Origin of the sequence: Paraburkholderia lebeckiae (assembly GCF_050436225.1) — a bacterium.
GTDB classification, from domain to species: Bacteria; Pseudomonadota; Gammaproteobacteria; order Burkholderiales; family Burkholderiaceae; genus Paraburkholderia; species Paraburkholderia tuberum.
This window is the reverse complement of sequence record NZ_JBNDLU010000002.1, coordinates 2,472,268-2,492,478: the sequence shown is the minus strand read 5'-3', so window position 1 is coordinate 2,492,478 and position 20,211 is coordinate 2,472,268. Positions and strand designations below refer to the sequence as shown.

Genomic DNA, 20,211 nt, shown 5'->3' with positions numbered 1-20,211 from the left:
CGATGAAGCTCACGCATCGGCTGATCCGCTCGTACGCGCTCTATACGCTCGGCTTTCTGCTGTTCGTCTACGTGATGTGGCGCATCGAGCGCAGCACCGGTCCCGGGGTGTGGATCGGCTATGTGTTCCTGTTCGTGCCGATCGCGGTGTATGCGGTGATCGGCGTGCTGTCGCGCACGTCCGACCTGGTCGAATACTACGTGGCGGGGCGGCGCGTGCCGTCGGCGTTCAACGGCATGGCGACCGCGGCCGACTGGTTGTCGGCCGCATCGTTCATCGGTCTCGCCGGCTCGATCTACGCGACCGGCTACGACGGCCTCGCGTACCTGATGGGTTGGACCGGCGGCTATTGCCTCGTCGCGTTCCTGCTCGCGCCGTATGTGCGCAAGCTCGCGCGCTACACGATTCCCGATTTTCTCGGCACGCGCTATTCGAGCAACGCGGTGCGCGGCCTCGCGGCGCTCGCCGCGATCCTGTGCTCGTTCGTTTATCTGGTCGCGCAGATCCAGGGCGTCGGGCTGATCGCGACGCGCTTTATCGGCGTCGATTTCGCGGTCGGCATTTTCTGCGGGCTCGCGGGCATTCTGGTCTGCTCGTTTCTGGGCGGCATGCGTGCCGTTACCTGGACCCAGGTCGCACAGTACATCATCCTGATCCTCGCAATGCTGATACCGGTATCGATGATCGCGCACAAGGACGGCCTCGGCTGGGTGCCGCAATTCAGCTATGGGCGCCTGATGGAGCGCATGGAAGGGCTCGAGAAACAGGTGCGCGACGCGCCGCTCGAGGAGCGCGTGCGCGACGACTATCGACGCCGCGCCGCGTTGATGCAACTGCGGCTCGATACGCTGCCGCAATCGTTCATCGACGAAAAGCGGCGGCTCACGCAGGAGGTCGGCGATCTGCGCCGCCATAACGGTCCGTTGCGCGAGATCAAGGAGCGCGAGCGCGCGCTCGAACAGTTTCCGCGCGATGCCGCCGCCGCGCAGATCGTCTGGAGTCAGAAGCGCGACGACATGCTGATGCGGGCGACCGCGCCAGTGCCGATGCAGGAACCGTTTCCTGCTGTCGGTGATGAAGACCGGAGCACGCACGCGCGTAACTTTCTATCGCTGCTGCTGTGTCTGTCGCTTGGCACGGCGAGCTTGCCGCATATCCTGACGCGCTATAACACGACGACTTCGGTGGCGTCGGCGCGCCGCTCGGTCGGCTGGACGCTCTTTTTCGTCGCGCTGTTCTATCTGACCGTGCCGGTGCTGGCGGTGCTGATCAAGTACGAGATCCTGTCGAATCTGGTCGGCCATCATTTCGCCGATCTGCCGCAGTGGCTAATGCAATGGCGCAAGGTCGAACCGAGCCTGATCAGCCTCGCCGATATGAACGGCGACGGTATCGTGCGCTGGAGCGAGATCCAGATGCAGCCCGATATGGTCGTGCTCGCGGCGCCCGAGATCGCGGGGCTGCCGTATGTGATGTCGGGCTTGATCGCGGCGGGGGCGCTCGCGGCGGCGCTATCGACCGCGGATGGTCTGCTGCTGACGATCGCGAACGCGCTATCGCACGACGTGTACTACCACATGATCGATCCGAACGCGTCGAGCCAGCGGCGCGTGACGATCTCGAAGATTCTGCTGCTGGGTGTCGCATTGTTCGCGTCGTACGTGGCGTCGCTGAATACGGGGAATATTCTGTTTCTGGTCGGGGCGGCGTTTTCTCTGGCGGCGTCGAGTCTGTTTCCGGCGCTCGTGCTCGGCGTGTTCTGGAAACGCACGACGCGGCTCGGCGCGGTGGGGGGGATGGTCGCCGGGCTCGTCGTGTGCATCTACTACATCGTGTCGACGTATCCGTTCTTCACGCAGATGACGGGATTCACAGGTGCGCGCTGGTTTGGCATCGAGCCGATCAGTTCAGGCGTGTTCGGCGTGCCGGCGGGTTTTCTCGTGGCGATCGGGGTGAGTTTGATCGATCGAAAGGCGGACGCTTATACGATCGCGCTGGTCGACTATATCCGGCATCCGTAGGCGGTTTGCGCGAGGCTTTGGCCTGGGTGTGGCGCAGGGCGCGAAGTTTGCTATAATTCGGCTCCTCGCCGGAGAGATGGATGAGCGGTTTAAGTCGCACGCCTGGAAAGCGTGTATAGGTTAATAGCCTATCCGGGGTTCGAATCCCCGTCTCTCCGCCAGGATATCAATGAATACGGGCCTCTCGGCCCGTTTTTCGTTTCTACCCACCAAACAACCCACCATACGCCAAACTGTGGTTGCGGGTCGTGGCCCGTCGGTACAGGGGTCGGCGCACGCCACGTTGCCACCATGGGTTGAAACCATCCCGTTTGCATTGAGCATTGGCGGCGACACGCGCGCGCGTGATACCTGTTGCCGTTGCCGACTTCGCGGAACGCCGCCTGGGTCCCGGCCGGCAATGCCAACTCCCGGCGGCCATGCAACCGGTCAGGTTCGGAGGCAATCGTCTGCCTGAATCGCCATTCGGCTGCGGAGTCTGGAACCGCTCATCTGATGAAGCCGCGCTTCCTTCTCTCTCCTTCGATCCGCTTCATTTCGCCCATCCAGTACGCTTGTTGCACGGCGTCGTCAGCTCTCATCGCGAGTAGCGCCTGGAGTCGCGCTTCTTTCTCGGGTCGCACAAGATCTGCCTTCGCGCGAAGCATTTCAAGATCGCCATAGTCCACGGGTTTATAGACTCCACCCAGTCCGGAGTGAGCATAGATTGCTATATCTCGTGGGCGATGATGGCTGCCTGGTCGGGATCCATACCTTCGACCTCCAGCGCAAGTACGAACTTGTGCGTGTCCATGCAACCTCCTTATCGGGTTAGGGCCTGCCACTGGTGCGTGGGTGGCCGGATGACCGCGTTGCATCGCCGGCGCGACCGTGTAAAGCAGCACGAGAAACGACAGGCCAGCCAAAGCGCACATCGGCCATGCGAACCAGCGGATGAATCGGTCCACTCGTTTATCGGCTCTTTAAGTCTGCGATCTTGTTCCTCGCGCTGGTGCTCCCATCGCTCGCGGTCCTCGCGCACTTGTCGCGCAAAATCTGACGCGCCCATGTTTCTCCCGATGCCTTAAGCGACGGTCAACTCGAACGCGGACGCGCCCGGGAGTGCGGGCTCGGTCCTCTGTCGCAGATCATGCGCAGCGGCAGGCGTCACCGGCGTAGAGGACGCCGCTGCCGCGCAAGCTGAAGCGGTCATCCTCAGCCTGGCGCCGTTGACCATGGCCGTAAAAAAGATCTCCGCTCTCGTTACGGGAACTCCGGGAGATTGCGCGACTGCTTGATCGCTTCGGAACCGTACTCCGCAATCTATGGCCGGTTCACCGTTTCCGGCGGACATTTCATAGATAGAACAAACGGTGCCTCGTCGCCGGTGAAACTGTCCAGGTGGCTCAGTTCTCATCGAGACTGGGCAACTGCCCTGTCGCTACCGCACGTACCAGCATCGCCAATCTGAGCTGACGCCGCGCGGCCTGATTTTCGAGCAGCTCATCGTTTTCTGCGCTCGACGAAGTGCTGCATGAGGAAAATCACAAATTGAAAAATTTCCGGGGGAACACATCATCGTTACCCGTATGCCACACAGCCGGTCCTGCTTGGAATCTGTTCCCGCCAATTGCGACGATAAGTGTGTGCTGCCGCATTGATCAGCCAAGACGGTGGGTGCACATTGCGTGGCAAGGCAGACCGCATCGCAATGCCTGGACATCGACAGCACAATATCGCGGTCCCGCCAGATCGTTCGACCGTAAGGAAGGTACCGACCCAAATGCGTCAAACACATTCATGCGCAAGATTTTCCTTGAACTGCCCGGCAAGGCGCTGCTGAATCAGCCCAGCCTCGGCGACGAATACACGATCACGGTAACCCGGCCGGATGGCTTCGCGTGTACTGACGACGAGGCGCGCTTGATCCTCGTCGAGTGCTTGCGCCAGGGACCCCGCAGGAGACGCAAGGCCAAAGGATCAGAGCAACAGCAACTGGAAGCGCGAGGCCAGATGCGCCTTGTGGACTGAAGCCGCTTGTCGACAAGCGACGCGGTAACGGCTTGCGAGAGCAAAGACCCATCCACTTAACGAGTGCCTGTTGCAGTCGATGGCTGAGCGCTGAAAGGCAGCATCGAAACGTCGAAGGACCGACCGATGGCAACGAGGTCTGAAGTCTCACTTCCCGCATGCGAAAGCTGCCATCCGCCAACGCCGGCACTAAAGTCTGCGAAGCTGTAGTTGGCCGACACTTGGATACCGCCCGTCGGCTGTCGAAACAGTCAAGATCGTTGTATGTGCAGCTAATATAGGACGGTTGCTCGGCCCATGTTGACGTTCAGGTCGCGCCGTTCATGGGGCAGCTTAAAGCCGTCTTCCGGACGTTCGGATCTGCGTACCACGAATTTCGCGTTATTGTCACGATGAGTACTATCGGACCCGTTGCCGCCGGTCGCCAGCTTGAGACCATGTGGCGCGTTGTGGAGCGCAAAAGGCATTGACGGGGGATTCGCTGCCGAGTTCTCGGCCCTTGTCGTCATTCGAGAGCCGGCTCTGGCCAGGAGGCGGCACGTCATCTACCTGACGTTCGCGTCTCCGCGGGTAGCGTGTGATCGGTCCCAGTGAAATCGGACACTCGCTGAGCGGGTAGGGCGGCGCACAGCGGATGCATGACCGCGCAGCACTACCCCACTTGTCGGGCTGCGACGGGTAAACTCCTACTCGACAGTCGTTTTCTCTTCTCTCTTCAGCGCAACTGCCGCGGCGGGTTTTGTGCGCGTGCTCTTCGTCGTCTTGCCTTCGGAGGACCGCTGCTTGGCCAACCGCTTCAACAGTTCTGCGGCTGGCTCATCGTTCGGATCCTGCGGAACGAGTTCGCCACGGAAGGCTTTGGCGACAATAGCCGGCGAAAGTCGCTCAACAGAAAGGCGCGCCTGCTCTATCCGTGCCTCAACGCGATCGGCAAATGCGAACAGTTTTTCGACACGACCGGCGATTTCCATCTGTTCGTCAAGGGGCGGCAACAACAGCGGAAGCGCCCGAACTTCGTGCGAATTTATATTGTTTAAAACTTCGCCGACGCTTCCTTTTCGACCAATGATGATTGTTGGCCCTGCACTCAACGCAACTGATCGTTACAGCCGGTTGCGGTTGGACCCAGTGCGAGGGCGAGCCGCGCGTGGAAATTCGCGCGGGTGACGTGGTCTGGTGCCCGCCTGGCCACAAGCACTGGCATGGCGCAACTTCGACCACCGCGATGACACACATCCCATTCAGGAAGCGCTCGACGGCAAGAATGTCGAATGGCTGGAGAAAGTTACGGACGAGCAGTACCTCGGCAGCGGCGGCCAGGTGTAAGTGCCGTTCACGCGGCCGCAGACCTGCACTTTTGTGCACCGCAACTCAGGATGCGGCCGGCGCCTCAATCAAAGGACTCGAAAGATGCAAGTTCCATCAATGAACGTTCACCTCACGCTCGCCTCTCCCGCTTTCGCGCGCTATACCAACGAAACCGTGTTCGGCGGCCGTTGGAAGAGGCCGCAACTGTCGCCGCGAGACCGGAGCATCGTGACGCTGTCGGTACTCATCGCCCGCAAGCAGGTCATCGAGATGCCGTTTCAATTACGGTTCGCGCTCGATAACGGGGTAAATGCGGCAGAAGTGTCGGAGATGATCGCGCATTTGGCCTTCTATGCCGGCTGGGGAAACGCAATCGCGGCTGCGGCGGTCGTCGGGCCCATCTTCGCTGAACGCGGCGTCGGTCCAGATCACGCGTATGCCACCGACGTCGCGCTTCTGCCGTTGAACGAAGCGGACGAGCAACAACGCGCGCAGACGGTGAAGGAAAACTTCGGCGAGGTAGCCCCCGGCGTAGTCCAGTACACGACGGACGTTCTGTTTCGCGATCTCTGGTTGCGGCCCAGACTCGCCCCTCGTGATCGCAGTCTCGTGACAGTCAGCGCGCTCGTTGCAAACGGCCAGGTGGGGCAAATACCGTATCACCTCAATCGCGCGATGGACAATGGACTGACTCGCGACGACGCGTCGGAAGTGCTGACTCAACTTGCCTTCTATGCGGGCTGGCCAAACGTCTTTTCGGCAATGCCCGCGTTCAAAGACGTATTTGCAAAGCGGTCTTGACCCCAAGGCCGTTCGAGCGGCTGGTGCAAATGCTCATTTTCTCGAACGATCCGCATCCGACTGGCAGAGGCACCGCCAATCGCGACAACTCATCAACGATTTGGGCCGGTTATCTTTCATTCCTGCAGCGGATATATAAGATATAAGCACGCTGCATGCGTCGGGCGGTGCGGTGGGACCCCTATAAAAATCACTGGAACCCCGCGCAATCCTGGTCACGCCGTCGGGCATAGATATCTACAACGTTGAGGTCAGAGACAGTTATCCGCTACCGCCGAGTTTTTCTTCGCACTCGCCGACGCTCAGTCCGGAAACTCACCGGACCGCGCCTCTCGATCCGGCACCCGGAAAGTGCTGCGATGCAACGTAGCCGTCTTGCCTCGGCAATGTGCTCGTCCTACGAAGGAGTAGCATGACTGCATCCGGCTCAAACGCGGGATTGAGGCGAGTCGCCATTCTGGTCCTGCTCTGTCGCGACTACGCAGCGCTTGAACTGACCCTCGCCAGTCACATGGCGGACCGGCCGACAGGCGTAGAGTTCATCCTGCTTCAGAACTGCAGGGGCGGCTATGACGCGGAACGCACGCTTGCCGTCGCGCGGCGCTACGCAAGGCTTTTTCCGGGCGTCGTTCGGGTCGTCGACGATATTCCGCCTGGTCCACCCTATCGCACGATCAAAAAACTACTCTCGCAGCCGGCGTTCGCCGAAATCGACCTGATCTGCAAGGTGGACGACGACGCGTTCCCGATCGCCGGCGGGTGGTTCGACAAGATGCTCGCCACGTACGACGCGGTGGAAAAGGAAAGCGGGAACGGGCGTGCCTACGTCACCCCGCTCATCAACAACAACTGGGGCTTCTCTGAGGTGATGCGTGCGATGAGTCTGGAACGCGAGTACTTCACGAACCAGGCGCATCCGCATTTCGTCGGTGCCGCCGGGGACGGTCGCTGTCCGATGCGAATCATCCCTGCTGACCAGATCGAGAAAGGCACCAATGGCACGATATGGGGCTATCCGCATATCGCGCGCTGGCTACATGAACGGACGACGCTGCAGCCTGATGCTTTCATCGCCGCCACTCGGGCGCTCGAACCTTGCGAAGTGCCCTCAGGATCGCGCTATTCGATCGGCTGCATTCTTTTTCGCAAGCAGTTATGGGACATGATCGACGACGGTGGGCAAGACGACGAGCACATGATGCATATGTACTGCGCGCGACACCAGCTGCGAATCGTTTGTACGCGCAGCGTGCCGTTCGTTCACATCGCGTACTTTACCCAGCGTGAGGAGAACCGCGACATCGTCGATGCCGCTCGCGCGCTGTACGACGCGAGGCTCGGCCATCCCTTTCCGATTTCACTCTACGCGGACCGCGAACGCGATATCGAAGCACGGTTGCGGTGGCTCGAAGATCACCCACCGCAGACCACCAACGTGACACTCGCCGTGTCGAGGCGTGTCAGCCGCGCAATCTATCGGCGAGTGCGCACGCTGTGGAAATGGGAAGGGCGCGCGTCGCCGAGCGGAGTGTGTCGTTTCATGATTTCGCGCGGTTGGTGTCGGTCAAATGCAATTCTTCGCCAGTGACTGTCTTTACGTGCCGCGCAATCTGCATCTACGCATAGGGAAATTGAAAGATGAAAAAGTACCTGGTCGTTCTGAGGTGTGGAGACAGTTCCTTGCATCCGCAATGGTTCAGCGGCGGACAGGCCCCCAACTTTGATTTGATGCTGAGTTACTACGGGAAGAACGAAGATTATGCAGACATCTTTGCCAAAGCCATACATCGATTCAAAGGATCAAAATGGGAAGGTCTTAACGACTTCATGTTGCAAAATGCCCAATTGATTCTGCAATATCGTTACATCTGGCTCCCGGACGACGACATCCTGACGGATGTTCAAACCCTGAACGACTTCTTCGAGTATGTAGAACGAGAGAATTTCGCACTCGCGCAACCGTCTCTCGACGAGAGAAGCTATTTCGGTCACCAAACGACGTTGCAAAACAGCGCGTTTGAATTTCGCGAAACAAATTTCGTGGAGGTGATGATGCCATGTTTCTCGTCGAATGCTTTGCATGCGATAAAACACAGCTTTGGGATGAGCCAATCAGGCTGGGGCGTCGATTTCTTGTGGCCCAAGTGGGTCGCTTCTTTTGGAAAGGTTGGCATTATTGATCGTTTTTCCGTGTTCCATACACGCCCGGTCGGTTCGGCTGGGAGCGGCATGGGAGACGATTCAACTACGAGTCCATTGTTTGAATTGAATCAGACGCTCGCGCAATACGGGATGCTGGGCGCTCCGATAAAGGTCATTCGTGGCAAAACAAGCGATGTAGGCAAATCATATGCGAGCGGTCGACTGGGCAATCCAATGTTGTTCATTCATGCGGTAAAGGGCAGCAATCCGGTGCGACGGAAAGATATCGTCAGTTTTATGAGGCTACTAAAAGAGTATCTCCCATGGCTTCATCATATCAAGCGCACAACGTGGCCAATACATCCGGCTCCGGAAAGGCGCTCAAGCCGTTGAGAATGATAATGCGTGTGATTGATGCGAATACGGTATCGCTACTGCCGGAATAGACCGTTTTCGAAGCAGCACACCTGTCGCGATTATTGATGGTGTCAGGAAAATGTATGAGCTTCTAAAAATGCCGCTACGGTACGTAAGCGGGCTGCTGAAGCACCAACACTGGTCGACACAGTAGACGTGAGGGTTAGCGCGGCTTGCGTGCCGCGCCATGAGCTTCAGCGAAGCCAAGGCGCGCGTGCATCAATCGAGGCGCTTCACCGCGAACAGGAGCGCGTACTGCTCGTGGACGATGTACCATCGATAGCGCTCGGGAAGCAACGCGCTGGCGGCTTGCCACACGGGCAGCGCGTCATTGATGACGAGCACATGATGCATATCTACTGCGGCGGCACAAGAGTGGGCAATCCAATGATCTTCATTCATGCAGTAAAGGGCAGCAATCCTGTGCGACGGAAAAACATCGTCACTTATATGGGGCTGCTGAAAGAGTATCGCGTCGAAAAATACACCGCCTCCCTTGGGATTCCCGACTACAAGCGGCTGTTCTTCCGGCTCAAATACGTCTTTGCATACCGTGCAATTGCGTTTCAAACCGCCAGCACCGCGCCGAGCTATCAACTAGCAAGGCCGATTCTGAAAAGCGTTTCGGAAAAGTTGCGCATCGAGCACTTGATAGGCATTTATGCCGACGGCCGGCCGAAACTTTCCGTCGTCATCTCGCTGCTGAAGATCCATCCATGGCTCTTCTATCGCTTCGTGAGACGCTTGAATTACGACCCAGCCAGCGGGAATAGTAATCGCCCCAATCAACGACGGGCGCCCTGGAAGGCAGCGGACCAGGTAGCCGACTGAACGTGCGCGACGAGAACAATGGAAACATCAGGTCGGGACCGGCACGACCACGCAGGCCGAACTCGATGCTTTCCGATATCCGGCTGCTGGCCGGAGATGCGACATTGCCGGTCGAGACGGAACTGAGGCCAGACCTGATCGGCAGCTCAGCCCCGACTGGGTTTCGGCCACCGCGCCAGGCACTTGCATGATCGTGTTCTAGAGCAAGCCGCACTACAAGCCGAATTCAGCCTTGATCATGCTCAAGTGATCGGCCACGCGTCGCGCATAGTCTTTGGCGCCCCCGCTATAGCGATCTAATGCGTTCTCGAGGTTCCCATCCGACGCTCTGATGTAATCGTGCAGAATGGCGGACCCGATACGGACGTTCGTGCGCGGGTCGAGATGGAATGGACACCGCCCTCCCTCCGGGGAAGTGGGCACGCTTGAGGGCCCGAGCGGGCGGCAGTCAGGATGGCAAGCTCCAGGCAGCGCGCGGCCATCGTCAGCGTGCCGCGCAGCGACACCATGAAGGCACCCATTTCGTCGATGGCCATCGCCGGATGATTGCGAACCCGCTTCGTCCTGCTGGGTGCGGCGAGCAGCTTGTCCAGGTTACCGCGCCACGTCGCGGGATTCTCGCCTTCGCGATAGCCCTTGACGCGTGCCCAGTCGAGCACGTTCTCGATCCGGCCGCGCAGCCGCGACGCGGTTTCCGTCTTCGTTGTCCAGATGGTTTCGAGCACGGCGAGCACATGCTCGCGGCCGACATGCGCGACCTGAAGCCTGCCGATCAGCGGATAGGCGTATTCTGCAAGCGTGTTGCGCCACTGGCTCGCATGCTTCGGGTTGCTCCATTCGGCCGACTTCGCCTCGATGAAGCGCTTCGCCGCGTCCTCAAAGGTGATTTCGCGCGCCTGACGGGCCCGCAGCTGGCTGAACTTCTCCTTGCGCGCCAGCACCGGGTCGACCCCGGCGGCGATCTCGTCGCGTTTGGCACTCGCGTGTTCGCGCGCAGTCTTGAGCGGGACGGCCGGATATGCGCCGAGTCCGATCTCGCGCCGCCTGCTGCCGACCATCACGCGCAGGATCCATGAGCGCGCGCCACCCGGCGTGACCTGTAACGCCAGGCCCGCCACCCCGCCGACCATGTGTAAGCCGGGTTCGGTCAGGCGTGACACCGCCAGCGCGCCCAGCTCCCGTGCAATCTTCGGCATTCGTCTACCCCCCAATCTACCCACCATAAAATTTACGGTTAAAGGCGACAAATTGCAATGGGGTCGGATACATTACCGACGCACCTGAACGGTAATGCATTGATTTTACGGGGAAATTACCGGCTGATTGCGATAAAGGACGACGGTGGGAGACGGGGCTCGGGCGGACCCTCTCTCCGCCAGGACATCAAATGAATACGGGCCCTCGGCCCGTTTTTCGTTTGTGTACCTACACCGCTACCCACATGACGCGAGCTGTAGCTATCCGGTGTCCGTTAGCGGCGGTTTCGATGCATAGTCCGCGAGCAACACATCGGCCCAGCGGCATCTGCCTCTATGCAACTGCAACTGCAACTGCGAAGTCCGGTCAACGAGAATTTTGTGCACGTGGGATCGTCCCGAGAGGCACGAAGATTCGACGAGCCTCACCCCTCATCCCCCTCCCGCAACTCCCCCGTATTCCCCCGTTCCGCGCAAGCGCCCGTAACAGGCGGCCGCCCCCGCGTCCCCTCTGACAACGTCACTCCCTGCTGAATCCCCGCCTTCGCCAGCATATGTGCACTGATCGGCGCGGTGAGAAACAGAAACGCCGGAATCAGCAACTCATGCAGGCTCGCGAAGTTGTTATGCGCACTGAAATACACCACCGACGCGAACACGATGCCGCCCACACCGAGCGTGGTCGACTTGGTCGGACCGTGCAGCCGCATGAAGAAGTCGGGCAGCCGAGCGAGCCCGACCGCCCCGACCAGCGTGAACAGACTGCCGGCCAGCAGCAGCAAACAAACGATCGCTTCGACAAAAGTTTCCATCGGCATACCCCACGCTAGTTGAGTTCGATGATGTCGCCGCGCTGCAGGTACTTGGTGAGCGCGACGGTACCCACGAAACCCATCACGGCAATCAGAAGCGCAACCTCGAAGAGCACCGTCGAGCGCAAGCTGATGCCGTACACGACGATCAACGCGATCGCATTGATGTTGAGCGTGTCGAGCGCGACGATGCGATCGGGCAGCGACGGCCCGCGCACGAGGCGCCACAGCGCGAGCAGGAACGCGATGCCGAGGATCGCGAGCGAGATCGGAATCACGATGGCTAGCATGCGAAGATCTCCATCAAAGGGGCTTCATAACGGGACTTGATGAGCGCGATGAGTGCCGCTTCGTCGTCGAGATCGAGCACGTGCACGGAGAGGCGCGTGCGGTCGTCGCTGAGTTCGGCGCACAGCGTGCCAGGGCTCAGCGAGACCACGCTGATGAGCACCGTGAGCGCGATCTCGTGGGTGCTGTCGAGCGGCACTTCGATGAACGCCGGGCGCATCCGCTGCGTCGGGCCGAGCAAGAGCAGCGCGACCTCGACGTTGGCCACGATGATGTCGACCAACACATGCCAGGCGAGTTGCACGAGCAGCCACGGTCGGCCGAAGCGCACCGGTCGCAGCCACAAGCCTTTGGCGACGCGAAAAGAGATCACGTAGCCGAGCACGGCGCCGAGCAACAGATTGCCCGGCGAGACGTCGTTCATCAGCAGCACCCAGCAGATGATCAGCAAGACCGCGAGCCACGGGTGGGGGAAGAGCCGTTTCAACATCGTCAGTTCCCCTGTGCGTCGGCCGTGGTCGCGGCGGCCGCTGGTGGCGAGGAGCGCGCCGCGGGGAGGACCGCGTGCACGTAGGCGGCGCGATCGAATAGCTGTGTCGCCGTATCGGTGAGATAGTGCCGCACCGCGCCCGCGCCGAGCGTGATGGCCACGACACAGCCGAGCAGGACCGCGCAGGCGGCGAGCTTCGCATTACTGCCACGCGGTGCGCGCTCCTCTTTGCCGGCGACGGCGCGCGCGGCCGGCGCGGCCCACATCAGGCGCGTGCCCGTGCGGCTCAGCGCGACGATCGAGAGCAGGCTCGACAGCAGTACGGCCGGCCACAGCACGACTGCCGCGCCGAGCGGCGTGGCGGCCAGCACCATCGCCTTGCCGAGGAACCCGGACAGCGGCGGCAGGCCCGCGGCGCCCACCGCGGCGATCAGATAGAGCAGCGCGGCGAGGTTCGACGGCCACGGTGCATGCGTGCGCGGGACCGCTTCGACCGTAGCTTCGGCTTCGGTGCGAGCCGGTTCCCCGACCAGCACGGCGAGCGCGCCGGCCGTCTCGACCTGCAGCGGCTGCACCCGCGCCAGCGTCGCCACCGCTTCGCGGTCCGGGTCGGGCGAGATGGCCGCCGCGGCCGCGTCGTCGAGCGCTTCGAGCGAGCCGGGCTCGATCGAATTGGCATCGGCGGAAACGGCGGCATGCGCGGCGTGCGGTGTCGGGGCTTGCTCGGGTTCGAGCGTGTCGGCGAGCAGGAACAGCGCGCCTGTGCAGAGCGTCGTGCTGATCAGGTAGTAGAGCAGCGCGCTCCATGCAAGCGGCGTCTGTAGTGCGATCGCCGCGATCAGCAGGCCCACCGAAACCAGCACGAGATAGCCCGTCGTGGTCTTGAGACTCGACACCGCCAACGCGCCCAGTGCGCCGAACACGATCGTCGCGATCGCGAGCCACCATGCCCACTGATGCATGAACGCATCGAGCACGCCGCCCGCCGCGCCGAACACGAGCGCGTCGCAGCGCAGCATCGCATAGATGCCGACCTTGGTCATGATCGCGAACAGCGCCGCCACCGGGCCGATGGCGCTGCGGTAGGCCTGCGGCAACCAGAACGACATCGGAAACACGGCGGCCTTGAGGCCGAACACGAGCATCAGCGTCGCGCCCGCGAACTGCGCGAGGGGCAGCGACTCCGGCCCGAGATGCGCCAGACGTTCGCCCATGTCGGCCATGTTGAGCGTGCCCGTGACGCCGTAGAGCACGCCGATCGCGACCAGAAAGAACGACGAACCGACGAGGTTCATCAACAGATAGTGCAAGCCGTTGCGCACCCGTCGCGCGCCGCCACCATGCAGCAGCAGCGCATACGACGCGATCAGCAGCAGCTCGAAGAACACGAACAGGTTGAAGAGATCGCCCGCGAGGAAGGCGCCGTTCAGGCCCATCAGTTCGAACTGGAACAGCGCACGGAAATAGCGGCCGCGCCTCGCGTCCTCGCTCGAGGTGCCGAGCAGGCAGCAGACCGCCAGCACGGCGGTGAGCACCAGCATCAGCGCGCCGAGCCGGTCGAGTTCCAGCACGATGCCGAACGGCGCGGGCCATGCGCCGAGCGCGTAGCTGGCGATCTCGCCTTGCGCGGCGCGCGCCATCAGCAGGCACGCGACGGGCAGCAGCGCGATGATGGCGAGCGCGTTCAGCGCGCGTTGCAGGCGTTTCGCGCGCAGCGGCAGCGCGACGATGACGCCCGCGGAAAAGAGCGGAATCAGGATCGGGAGCAGGAGAAGGTGGTTCATTCGACGGGCGTCTCCTCGCCATTGACGTGATCGTTGCCCGTGATCGAAAACGAGCGCAGCGCGAGCACCACGGTGAAGGCCGTCATTGCGAAGCCGATCACGATGGCCGTCAGCACGAGCGCTTGCGGCACCGGATCGGCGTATTGCGCCCCCGCCGCGATGACCGCTGGCTTGCCGATCGAAAGCCGGCCCATGCCGAGCAGGAACAGGTTGATCGCATACGAGAACAGCGTGATACCGAGAATCACCGGCAACACGCGTGCGCACAGCAGCAGGTAGATGCCGCATGCGCAAAGCACGCCGATCGCGATGGCAAAGGCAGCTTCCATCAGCTTTTCTCCACGGACTGCATGTCCTTGTCGCGCACGCCGAGGTGCGAGACGATCGTGAGCGTCGTGCCGACCACCGCGCCCGTTACGCCGAGATCGAACAGCATCGCCGTGGACAGTTCGATCTCGCCGATCAGCGGCACGTGCAGGTGCCCGAACGCGCTGGTCAAAAACGGCTGGCCGAACGCGAGACTGCCGAGCCCCGTGGCCGCGGCGATCAGAATGCCGAAGCCCGCGAGCGCGCGGTAGTTGAGGTGGATGCGCGACTCGGTCCACAGCACCCCGCTCGCGACGTACTGCAGCAACAACGCGATCGAGAGGATCAGCGACGCGATGAAGCCGCCACCGGGCAGGTTGTGGCCGCGCAGGAACACGAACACGGCGACGAGCACGGTGAGCGGCAGCATCAGCCGCGCGAGGATCGCGAGCATCAGCGGATGCGATTGCGACGACCATGGCCGGCCATCCGGCCCCGCATCGGGCGACTTCAGGCGCAGCCCGCGCAGCAGCGCCTTGACGGCGAGCCCCGCGACCACGAGCACGCTGATTTCGACCATCGTATCGAAGCCGCGGAAATCCACGAGGATTACGTTGACGACGTTATGCCCGCCGCTGCCGGGCAGCGCATTGGCGAGGAAGTACGGAGCGATGCCTGGCAGCGGCGCGCTCGTCATGATCCTGTACGACACGGCGCCGAGCAGCGCGCCGCCCGCGAGCGCGAGCACGCCGTTGCGCAGCCGGACGGGGAGCGGCTCGACGGCGCGTTGCAGCGCGGGCAGGAAATAGACGGCCAGCACGAGCAGCAGGATCGTGACCAGTTCGACGGAGATCTGCGTGAGCGCGAGATCGGGCGCGGAGAAGCGCACGAAGGCGAGCGACACGAGCAGGCCGCAGGTGCTCAGCATCACGAGCGCGTAAAGGGTGCGCGCACGCACGAGCACCACGCCGACGGCGAGCAACGCCATCAGCACGAGGCCGCCCAGCGTGAACGGATCGGGCGGCAGGCGCGTGTGGCTGCCGCTCCAGGTGTCGAGCGCGACGAGCGGCACGCCCGGCACGATCAGCATCGCCGCGATCATCCATGCGAGGTAGGCCGGCAGCGAGCGCGTCTCGAACAAGCGCACGATCACGCCGGCGCTCTGTTCGAGACGCTGCACGAAGCGGTCGAAGATTTCGCTCGCGTTCAACTCGGTGAGCGCCGTGCGACGGTGGCGGAACGCATTGCGGCGCAGAAAAAAGAGCGCCGCGCCCGCCGCGAACGACACCGCGCTCATCACGAGCGGCGTATTGACGCCGTGCCACAGGCTCAGGCTGTAGTCGGGCAGCTTGCCGCCGAGCGTGACCCACGCGGCCGACTCGAGCAGCCTGCCGATGCATTGCTGCGGGAACAGGCCGATCAGCAGGCACAGCCCCACGAGAATCTCGATCGGCAGCCTCATGAAGCGCGGCGCCTCGTGCGGCGGATAGTGCGGCAGATCGCGCGGCGTCTCGCCGTCGAAAAACACGCCCCAGACGAAACGTAGCGAGTACGCCACGGAGAGCGCCGCCGCCACGATCGCGATGACCGGCACGGCAAGGTTCAGCGGCCCGAACATGCTTTGCGCGAGTGTTTCGCCGAAGAACATTTCCTTCGAGAGAAAGCCGTTGAGCAGCGGCACGCCGGCCATCGACAGCGACGCGACGCTCGCGAGCACGGCCGTATGCGGCATGTACCTGCGCAGGCCGCGCAGACGGCCCAGATCGCGCGTGCCGGTTTCGTGATCGACGATGCCCGCCGCCATGAAGAGCGACGCCTTGAACACCGCGTGGTTGACCGTGTGAAAGAGCGCGGCGACAGTCGAGAGCTGCGTGTCGAGGCCGAACAGCAGCACGATCAGGCCGAGATGGCTGATGGTCGAATAGGCGAGCAGGCCCTTCAGATCGCGCTGCAACAACGCCATCCCCGCGCCGCCCACCAGCGTGACGAGCCCGGCCACTGTCGCCGTGTACGCCCATAGGTGGGTACCTTCGAAGACCGGATAGAGACGCGCGAGCAGGAACACGCCGGCCTTCACCATCGTCGCCGAATGCAGATAGGCCGACACGGGTGTGGGCGCCGACATCGCGTGCGGTAGCCAGAAGTGAAAAGGAAACTGCGCCGACTTCGTGAACGCCGCGAACAGCGTGAGCAGCAGAATGGCCGGGTAGACAGGATCGTGCTGCACCTTGTCAAGCTGGGCGAGCACGTCGTTCAGCTCGTAGCTGCCGCATACGTGGCCGAGCAACAGCACGGCCGCAAGCAGCGCGAGACCGCCCGCGCCGGTGATGGTGAGCGCCATGCGTGCGCCGCGCCTTGCGTCGGGCCGCGATGGCCAGAAGCCGATCAGCAGGAACGAGACGAGGCTCGTCAGTTCCCAGAAGATGACGAGCAGCAGCAGGTTGTTCGACAGCACGATGCCGAGCATCGCGCCCATGAAGAGCAGTAGCAGCAGGTACAGACGCGGCAATGAATCGCTGCCGGCGAGGTAGTAGCGTGCGTAGATGAAGACGAGCAGGCCGATCGCGAGTACGAGCAACGCGAACATGAACGAGAGGCCATCGAGGCGCAGCGACAGCGCGAGGCCGATGTCGGGCATCCACTCATAGCGCCATTGCAGCACGTCGTGGTCGCCCATGCCCATGCGCTCGCTCAGCAGCAGCCCGCAGCCGAACAGCGCCGTCGCGAACGCGATCCAGGTGCAGAGCGCGGCGGCGCGCGGCCTCGTGAGCGCGATGAGCGCCGCGGCCATGAACGGAAGTAGGACGAGCCACCCCAGTACCATTCGATGCCCTCCGGTAGTTCGAGTGTCAGACGGTGTGGCTGGCCGGTGGGGAGTGGGCCGGAGTACCGCCAGCCGGGCGGCTCCCCACGGGGCACAATCATAGCCGCAAACAGGCCGGCAGTTCACATCGATACATCAAGCATAAATATACGCACTGCGAAGCGCGCGGCGAGCCCGACTGATGCCCAATCATGCCCATTGATGCGGACGCGCGTTCGATTTAACGCCCGTCGCGTGACATACGGCGCGCTGATGCACCGTAATCGGCAGACTTGACGATCAATCGAGGCGCCAAATTGAAAGGAACTGAACTGGATCTGTATGCAACTGAAGAGCCAGGCCACAATCTGGCTTTCAATCTTTTCGATGGCACATGGGGTGTCCGATGTGCCGGGCTACGGTTTAGGTATGGCGCCCCATTTCGACGATGGGCGTCTCCACTGATTCGAGATCGGCCTCCTTTGTGCATCTCCTCCGGTCTTGCTCTAAACTGGCGCCCGCCCAACCCACGCCCCGATGCGCCCCGTCACGAGCAACAATCCCGATGCCCCCAGCCTCCATCGATCCCGCCGATTCCCCGCATTTCAGCCTGCCGAAACACCCGCCGTTCCAGCGTTTCTGGTGCACCCGCATCCTGTCGTCGCTGTCGTTCCAGATGCTCGCGGTCGCGATGGGCTGGCATGTCTACGCGCTCACGCATAGCGCGTTCGCACTTGGCCTCGTCGGTCTCGCGCAGTTTCTGCCGATGTTCCTGCTGACGCTCGTCGTCGGCCATGTCGCCGATCGTTACGATCGCCGCCGCATCGCCGCCGTCTGCCAGAGCCTCGAAAGTGTCGCTGCATTGCTGTTCGCGATCGGCACCTTCGGCGGCTGGATCAGCGCGCCGGTCATCTACGTGCTGGCCGCCTGCGTCGGCGCGTCGCGCGCGTTCGAATCGCCGGCCGTGGCGTCGCTGCTGCCGGCCGTGGTGCCGCGCGGCTATCTGCCGAAGGCGACCGCGTGGGCGACGTCCGCCAATCAGACCGCGCAGATCGCCGGGCCTGCGCTCGGTGGTCTGCTGTACGGCATCGGTCCCGGTGCCGCGTATCTCGCGTGCACGCTGACGTTCGCGGCGGCGGCCGCGTCGGTGTGGAGCATTCCGTTGCAGATGAAGCCGGCGAGCCGCGCGCCCGTCACGCTCGAATCGATCTTTTCGGGCATCGCGTTCATTCGTCGCGAGCCGGTGATTCTCGGCGCGCTGTCGCTCGATCTGTTCGCGGTACTGTTCGGCGGCGCGACCGCGTTGCTGCCGATCTTCGCGCGCGACGTGCTGCACGCGGGCCCGCTCGGTCTCGGCCTGTTGCGCTCGGGCACGGCGATCGGCGCGCTCGCGGGCACGATCTGGCTCGCGCATTTTCCATTGCGCAACCGGCCCGGCGCGGCGATGTTCGGCGGCGTGATCGCGTTCGGCATCGCGACGATCGTGTTCGGGCTGTCGCATCAGTTCCTCGTGTCGTTGTTCGCGCTGATGGTGCTCGGCGCGTCGGACACGATCAGCGTGGTGGTGCGGCTGTCGCTCGTGCAATTGCGCACGCCCGATGAAATGCTCGGCCGCGTCAGCGCGGTCAATTCGTTGTTCATCGGGACGTCGAATCAATTGGGCGAGTTCGAATCGGGCCTGACCGCGGGATGGTGGGGCGCGCAGCCCGCGGTGCTGGTCGGCGGTGTCGCGACGATCGCGATCGCGCTGTTGTGGATGCGGCTCTTTCCCGAACTGCGGCACACGCGCACGCTCGAGCGCGAAGAGGCGCTCGCGGCGAGCGCCTGATTGCCAGGGCCTGTGCGCCAATGCCTGATCAATGACACTACGAGGAGACGAACCGCATGAGCCAGTCCGAACTGCACCCCGCCGCGCCGGTCGCGGCGACGATCTATCGTGGTGAATCCGTCGAGAACACGCATCTCGCGCACGTCGCGGTCGTCGATGCGGACGGTCGTCTGCTGTATTCGTTCGGCGACGCCGCGCGCATGACGCTCGCGCGTTCCGCGGCGAAGCCGGCCCAGGCGCTCGCGGTGCTCGAAACCGGCGCGCTCGAGCGTTGCGGTTTCGTCGAAGCCGATCTCGCGCTGATGTGCGCATCGCACAGCAGCGAGCCGCGTCATATCGAACGCACGCGCGGCATGCTCGCGAAAGCGCAGGCGAGCGAGGCCGATCTGCGTTGCGGCGGTCATCCGCCGCTATCGGATGCGGTGTACGTCGACTGGATCCGGCGCGGCTTTACGCCCACCGGCGTGTGCAGCAACTGTTCGGGCAAGCACGCGGGCATGCTGGCCGGCGCGCGTTCGATCGGCGCGGCGCTCGCCGGCTATGAACTGCCCGGGCATCCGTTGCAGGTGCGTGTGAAGCAGACGGTCGCGAGCGTCTGCGATCTGCCCGACGAGGGCGTGCAATGGGCGATCGACGGCTGCAATCTGCCGACGCCGGCGTTTGCGCTCGACCGGCTCGCACGTCTGTTCGCGAAACTCGCGGCGGCGCAGGATCAACAGGAAACCGAAGCCGCCGCGACGACGCCGCGCGCGGCCGCGCTCGCTCGCATCTATCGCGCGATGACGTCGTACCCGAAACTGGTCGGCGGGGAGGGGCGCTTCTGTACGCTGCTGATGCAGGCTTTCGATGGCGCGCTGGTCGGCAAGGTCGGCGCGGACGGCAGCTATGCGATCGGCGTACGCGCATCGCGGCAGACCGCGCGGCTCGGCGCGAAGGGCGCGCTAGGCATCGCGCTGAAGATCGAGGACGGCAATCCCGGCGTGCTCTACGCGATCACCGCCGAGTTGCTCGCCGTGCTCGATATCGGTACGCCTGAACAACGCGCGGCGCTCGACGGCTTTCATGCGCCGCAGCGGCTCAACACGATGGGCGTCGAGATCGGCAGGATGGACTTCTCGATCGAGCTTACCGCGCATCGTTGAGCGCGGCGACCCGATTCACTGCTCGACACCCC

At 62.7% G+C, this 20,211-nt stretch carries 18 protein-coding genes, 1 tRNA gene and 1 pseudogene; 10 read left to right on the top strand and 10 right to left on the bottom strand.

Annotated features, from left to right (window positions below; genetic code table 11):
• The first annotated feature begins 2 nt into the window (after positions 1-2).
• A complete protein-coding gene (locus OKW45_RS26015; RefSeq protein ID WP_429471947.1) occupies positions 3-2,021 on the top strand; it encodes a sodium:solute symporter family protein in 2,019 nt (672 codons plus the stop codon).
• 70 nt (positions 2,022-2,091) lie between these two features.
• A tRNA-Ser gene (locus OKW45_RS26010) sits at positions 2,092-2,182 on the top strand.
• Between the two features lie 327 nt (positions 2,183-2,509).
• Here OKW45_RS26010 and OKW45_RS26005 read toward each other — a convergent pair.
• Entirely contained in the window at positions 2,510-2,689 is a 180-nt protein-coding gene (locus OKW45_RS26005) for a hypothetical protein (RefSeq protein ID WP_429471945.1), read from the bottom strand.
• A 1,111-nt stretch (positions 2,690-3,800) separates the two neighbouring features.
• Here OKW45_RS26005 and OKW45_RS26000 point away from each other — a divergent pair.
• Positions 3,801-4,031, top strand: a complete 231-nt coding sequence (locus tag OKW45_RS26000; protein ID WP_018418617.1) for a hypothetical protein — start codon at positions 3,801-3,803, stop codon at positions 4,029-4,031.
• Between the two features lie 686 nt (positions 4,032-4,717).
• On the opposite strand, the gene OKW45_RS25995 is transcribed toward OKW45_RS26000, so the two are convergent.
• On the bottom strand, positions 4,718-5,122 hold the full coding sequence (locus OKW45_RS25995) for a restriction endonuclease subunit S (RefSeq protein ID WP_429471943.1): 405 nt from the start codon (positions 5,120-5,122) through the stop codon (positions 4,718-4,720).
• Positions 5,123-5,127: 5 nt separating this feature from the next.
• Between OKW45_RS25995 and OKW45_RS25990 the strand changes: the two are divergent.
• From OKW45_RS25990 to OKW45_RS25975, 4 genes and pseudogenes are all read left to right on the top strand, one after another.
• Positions 5,128-5,357 (top strand): annotated as a pseudogene (locus OKW45_RS25990) (cupin domain-containing protein); the annotation flags it as partial.
• Complete coding sequence (locus OKW45_RS25985; protein ID WP_429471941.1) at positions 5,358-6,140, top strand: carboxymuconolactone decarboxylase family protein; 783 nt, start codon at positions 5,358-5,360, stop codon at positions 6,138-6,140. It abuts the pseudogene before it with no gap.
• Positions 6,141-6,552: 412 nt separating this feature from the next.
• Complete coding sequence (locus tag OKW45_RS25980; RefSeq protein ID WP_429471940.1) at positions 6,553-7,728, top strand: hypothetical protein; 1,176 nt, start codon at positions 6,553-6,555, stop codon at positions 7,726-7,728.
• A gap of 50 nt (positions 7,729-7,778) precedes the next feature.
• Positions 7,779-8,675, top strand: a complete 897-nt coding sequence (locus tag OKW45_RS25975) for a DUF707 domain-containing protein (protein ID WP_018418614.1) — start codon at positions 7,779-7,781, stop codon at positions 8,673-8,675.
• 243 nt (positions 8,676-8,918) lie between these two features.
• On the opposite strand, the gene OKW45_RS25970 is transcribed toward OKW45_RS25975, so the two are convergent.
• A complete protein-coding gene (locus OKW45_RS25970) occupies positions 8,919-9,053 on the bottom strand; it encodes a hypothetical protein (protein WP_429471938.1) in 135 nt (44 codons plus the stop codon).
• Here OKW45_RS25970 and OKW45_RS25965 point away from each other — a divergent pair.
• Complete coding sequence (locus tag OKW45_RS25965; RefSeq protein ID WP_429411307.1) at positions 9,045-9,530, top strand: hypothetical protein; 486 nt, start codon at positions 9,045-9,047, stop codon at positions 9,528-9,530. The genes OKW45_RS25970 and OKW45_RS25965 overlap by 9 nt on opposite strands.
• Before the next feature lie 296 nt (positions 9,531-9,826).
• Here the strand turns inward: OKW45_RS25965 and OKW45_RS25960 are convergent, their stop codons facing one another.
• The 7 genes from OKW45_RS25960 to OKW45_RS25930 all read right to left on the bottom strand — a co-directional run bounded on the left by OKW45_RS25960 (position 9,827) and on the right by OKW45_RS25930 (position 17,230).
• Positions 9,827-10,726: a tyrosine-type recombinase/integrase gene (locus tag OKW45_RS25960; protein ID WP_429471936.1), complete on the bottom strand. Its 900-nt coding sequence runs from the start codon at positions 10,724-10,726 to the stop codon at positions 9,827-9,829.
• 425 nt (positions 10,727-11,151) lie between these two features.
• Positions 11,152-11,544 (bottom strand): Na+/H+ antiporter subunit G, encoded by a 393-nt coding sequence (locus tag OKW45_RS25955; protein ID WP_429471935.1) that lies wholly within the window; start codon positions 11,542-11,544, stop codon positions 11,152-11,154.
• Positions 11,545-11,552: 8 nt separating this feature from the next.
• On the bottom strand, positions 11,553-11,828 hold the full coding sequence (locus OKW45_RS25950) for a K+/H+ antiporter subunit F (RefSeq protein WP_018418609.1): 276 nt from the start codon (positions 11,826-11,828) through the stop codon (positions 11,553-11,555).
• On the bottom strand, positions 11,822-12,316 hold the full coding sequence (locus tag OKW45_RS25945) for a Na+/H+ antiporter subunit E (RefSeq protein ID WP_018418608.1): 495 nt from the start codon (positions 12,314-12,316) through the stop codon (positions 11,822-11,824). Before OKW45_RS25945 ends, OKW45_RS25950 begins: the two co-directional genes overlap by 7 nt.
• A 2-nt stretch (positions 12,317-12,318) precedes the next feature.
• Positions 12,319-14,100: a monovalent cation/H+ antiporter subunit D gene (locus OKW45_RS25940; RefSeq protein WP_429471933.1), complete on the bottom strand. Its 1,782-nt coding sequence runs from the start codon at positions 14,098-14,100 to the stop codon at positions 12,319-12,321.
• A complete protein-coding gene (locus OKW45_RS25935; protein WP_018418606.1) occupies positions 14,097-14,429 on the bottom strand; it encodes a Na+/H+ antiporter subunit C in 333 nt (110 codons plus the stop codon). The genes OKW45_RS25940 and OKW45_RS25935 overlap by 4 nt, the downstream gene beginning before the upstream one ends.
• Positions 14,429-17,230, bottom strand: a complete 2,802-nt coding sequence (locus tag OKW45_RS25930; RefSeq protein ID WP_429471932.1) for a monovalent cation/H+ antiporter subunit A — start codon at positions 17,228-17,230, stop codon at positions 14,429-14,431. The genes OKW45_RS25935 and OKW45_RS25930 overlap by 1 nt, the downstream gene beginning before the upstream one ends.
• A 544-nt stretch (positions 17,231-17,774) precedes the next feature.
• Between OKW45_RS25930 and OKW45_RS25925 the strand changes: the two genes are divergently transcribed.
• Together OKW45_RS25925 and OKW45_RS25920 are read left to right on the top strand one after the other, a co-directional pair.
• The gene (locus tag OKW45_RS25925; RefSeq protein ID WP_429471930.1) at positions 17,775-19,037 is read left to right on the top strand and encodes an MFS transporter; all 1,263 of its coding nucleotides are present in this window, start codon (positions 17,775-17,777) and stop codon (positions 19,035-19,037) included.
• Between the two features lie 56 nt (positions 19,038-19,093).
• Positions 19,094-20,179, top strand: coding sequence for an asparaginase (locus tag OKW45_RS25920; RefSeq protein WP_429471928.1), 1,086 nt, complete (start codon positions 19,094-19,096; stop codon positions 20,177-20,179).
• Positions 20,180-20,211 lie beyond the last annotated feature (32 nt).

Coding starts and splice junctions, on each gene's coding strand:
- OKW45_RS25955 (WP_429471935.1), bottom strand. CDS start 11,544: ATGCCGATGGAAACTTTTGTCGAAGCGATCGTTTGTTTGCTGCTGCTG.
- OKW45_RS25920 (WP_429471928.1), top strand. CDS start 19,094: ATGAGCCAGTCCGAACTGCACCCCGCCGCGCCGGTCGCGGCGACGATC.
- OKW45_RS25935 (WP_018418606.1), bottom strand. CDS start 14,429: ATGGAAGCTGCCTTTGCCATCGCGATCGGCGTGCTTTGCGCATGCGGC.
- OKW45_RS25975 (WP_018418614.1), top strand. CDS start 7,779: ATGAAAAAGTACCTGGTCGTTCTGAGGTGTGGAGACAGTTCCTTGCAT.
- OKW45_RS25930 (WP_429471932.1), bottom strand. CDS start 17,230: ATGGTACTGGGGTGGCTCGTCCTACTTCCGTTCATGGCCGCGGCGCTC.
- OKW45_RS25970 (WP_429471938.1), bottom strand. CDS start 9,053: ATGCATCATGTGCTCGTCATCAATGACGCGCTGCCCGTGTGGCAAGCC.
- OKW45_RS25940 (WP_429471933.1), bottom strand. CDS start 14,100: ATGAACCACCTTCTCCTGCTCCCGATCCTGATTCCGCTCTTTTCCGCG.
- OKW45_RS25925 (WP_429471930.1), top strand. CDS start 17,775: ATGCCCCCAGCCTCCATCGATCCCGCCGATTCCCCGCATTTCAGCCTG.
- OKW45_RS26015 (WP_429471947.1), top strand. CDS start 3: ATGAAGCTCACGCATCGGCTGATCCGCTCGTACGCGCTCTATACGCTC.
- OKW45_RS26000 (WP_018418617.1), top strand. CDS start 3,801: ATGCGCAAGATTTTCCTTGAACTGCCCGGCAAGGCGCTGCTGAATCAG.
- OKW45_RS25950 (WP_018418609.1), bottom strand. CDS start 11,828: ATGCTAGCCATCGTGATTCCGATCTCGCTCGCGATCCTCGGCATCGCG.
- OKW45_RS25960 (WP_429471936.1), bottom strand. CDS start 10,726: ATGCCGAAGATTGCACGGGAGCTGGGCGCGCTGGCGGTGTCACGCCTG.
- OKW45_RS25980 (WP_429471940.1), top strand. CDS start 6,553: ATGACTGCATCCGGCTCAAACGCGGGATTGAGGCGAGTCGCCATTCTG.
- OKW45_RS25965 (WP_429411307.1), top strand. CDS start 9,045: ATGATGCATATCTACTGCGGCGGCACAAGAGTGGGCAATCCAATGATC.
- OKW45_RS25945 (WP_018418608.1), bottom strand. CDS start 12,316: ATGTTGAAACGGCTCTTCCCCCACCCGTGGCTCGCGGTCTTGCTGATC.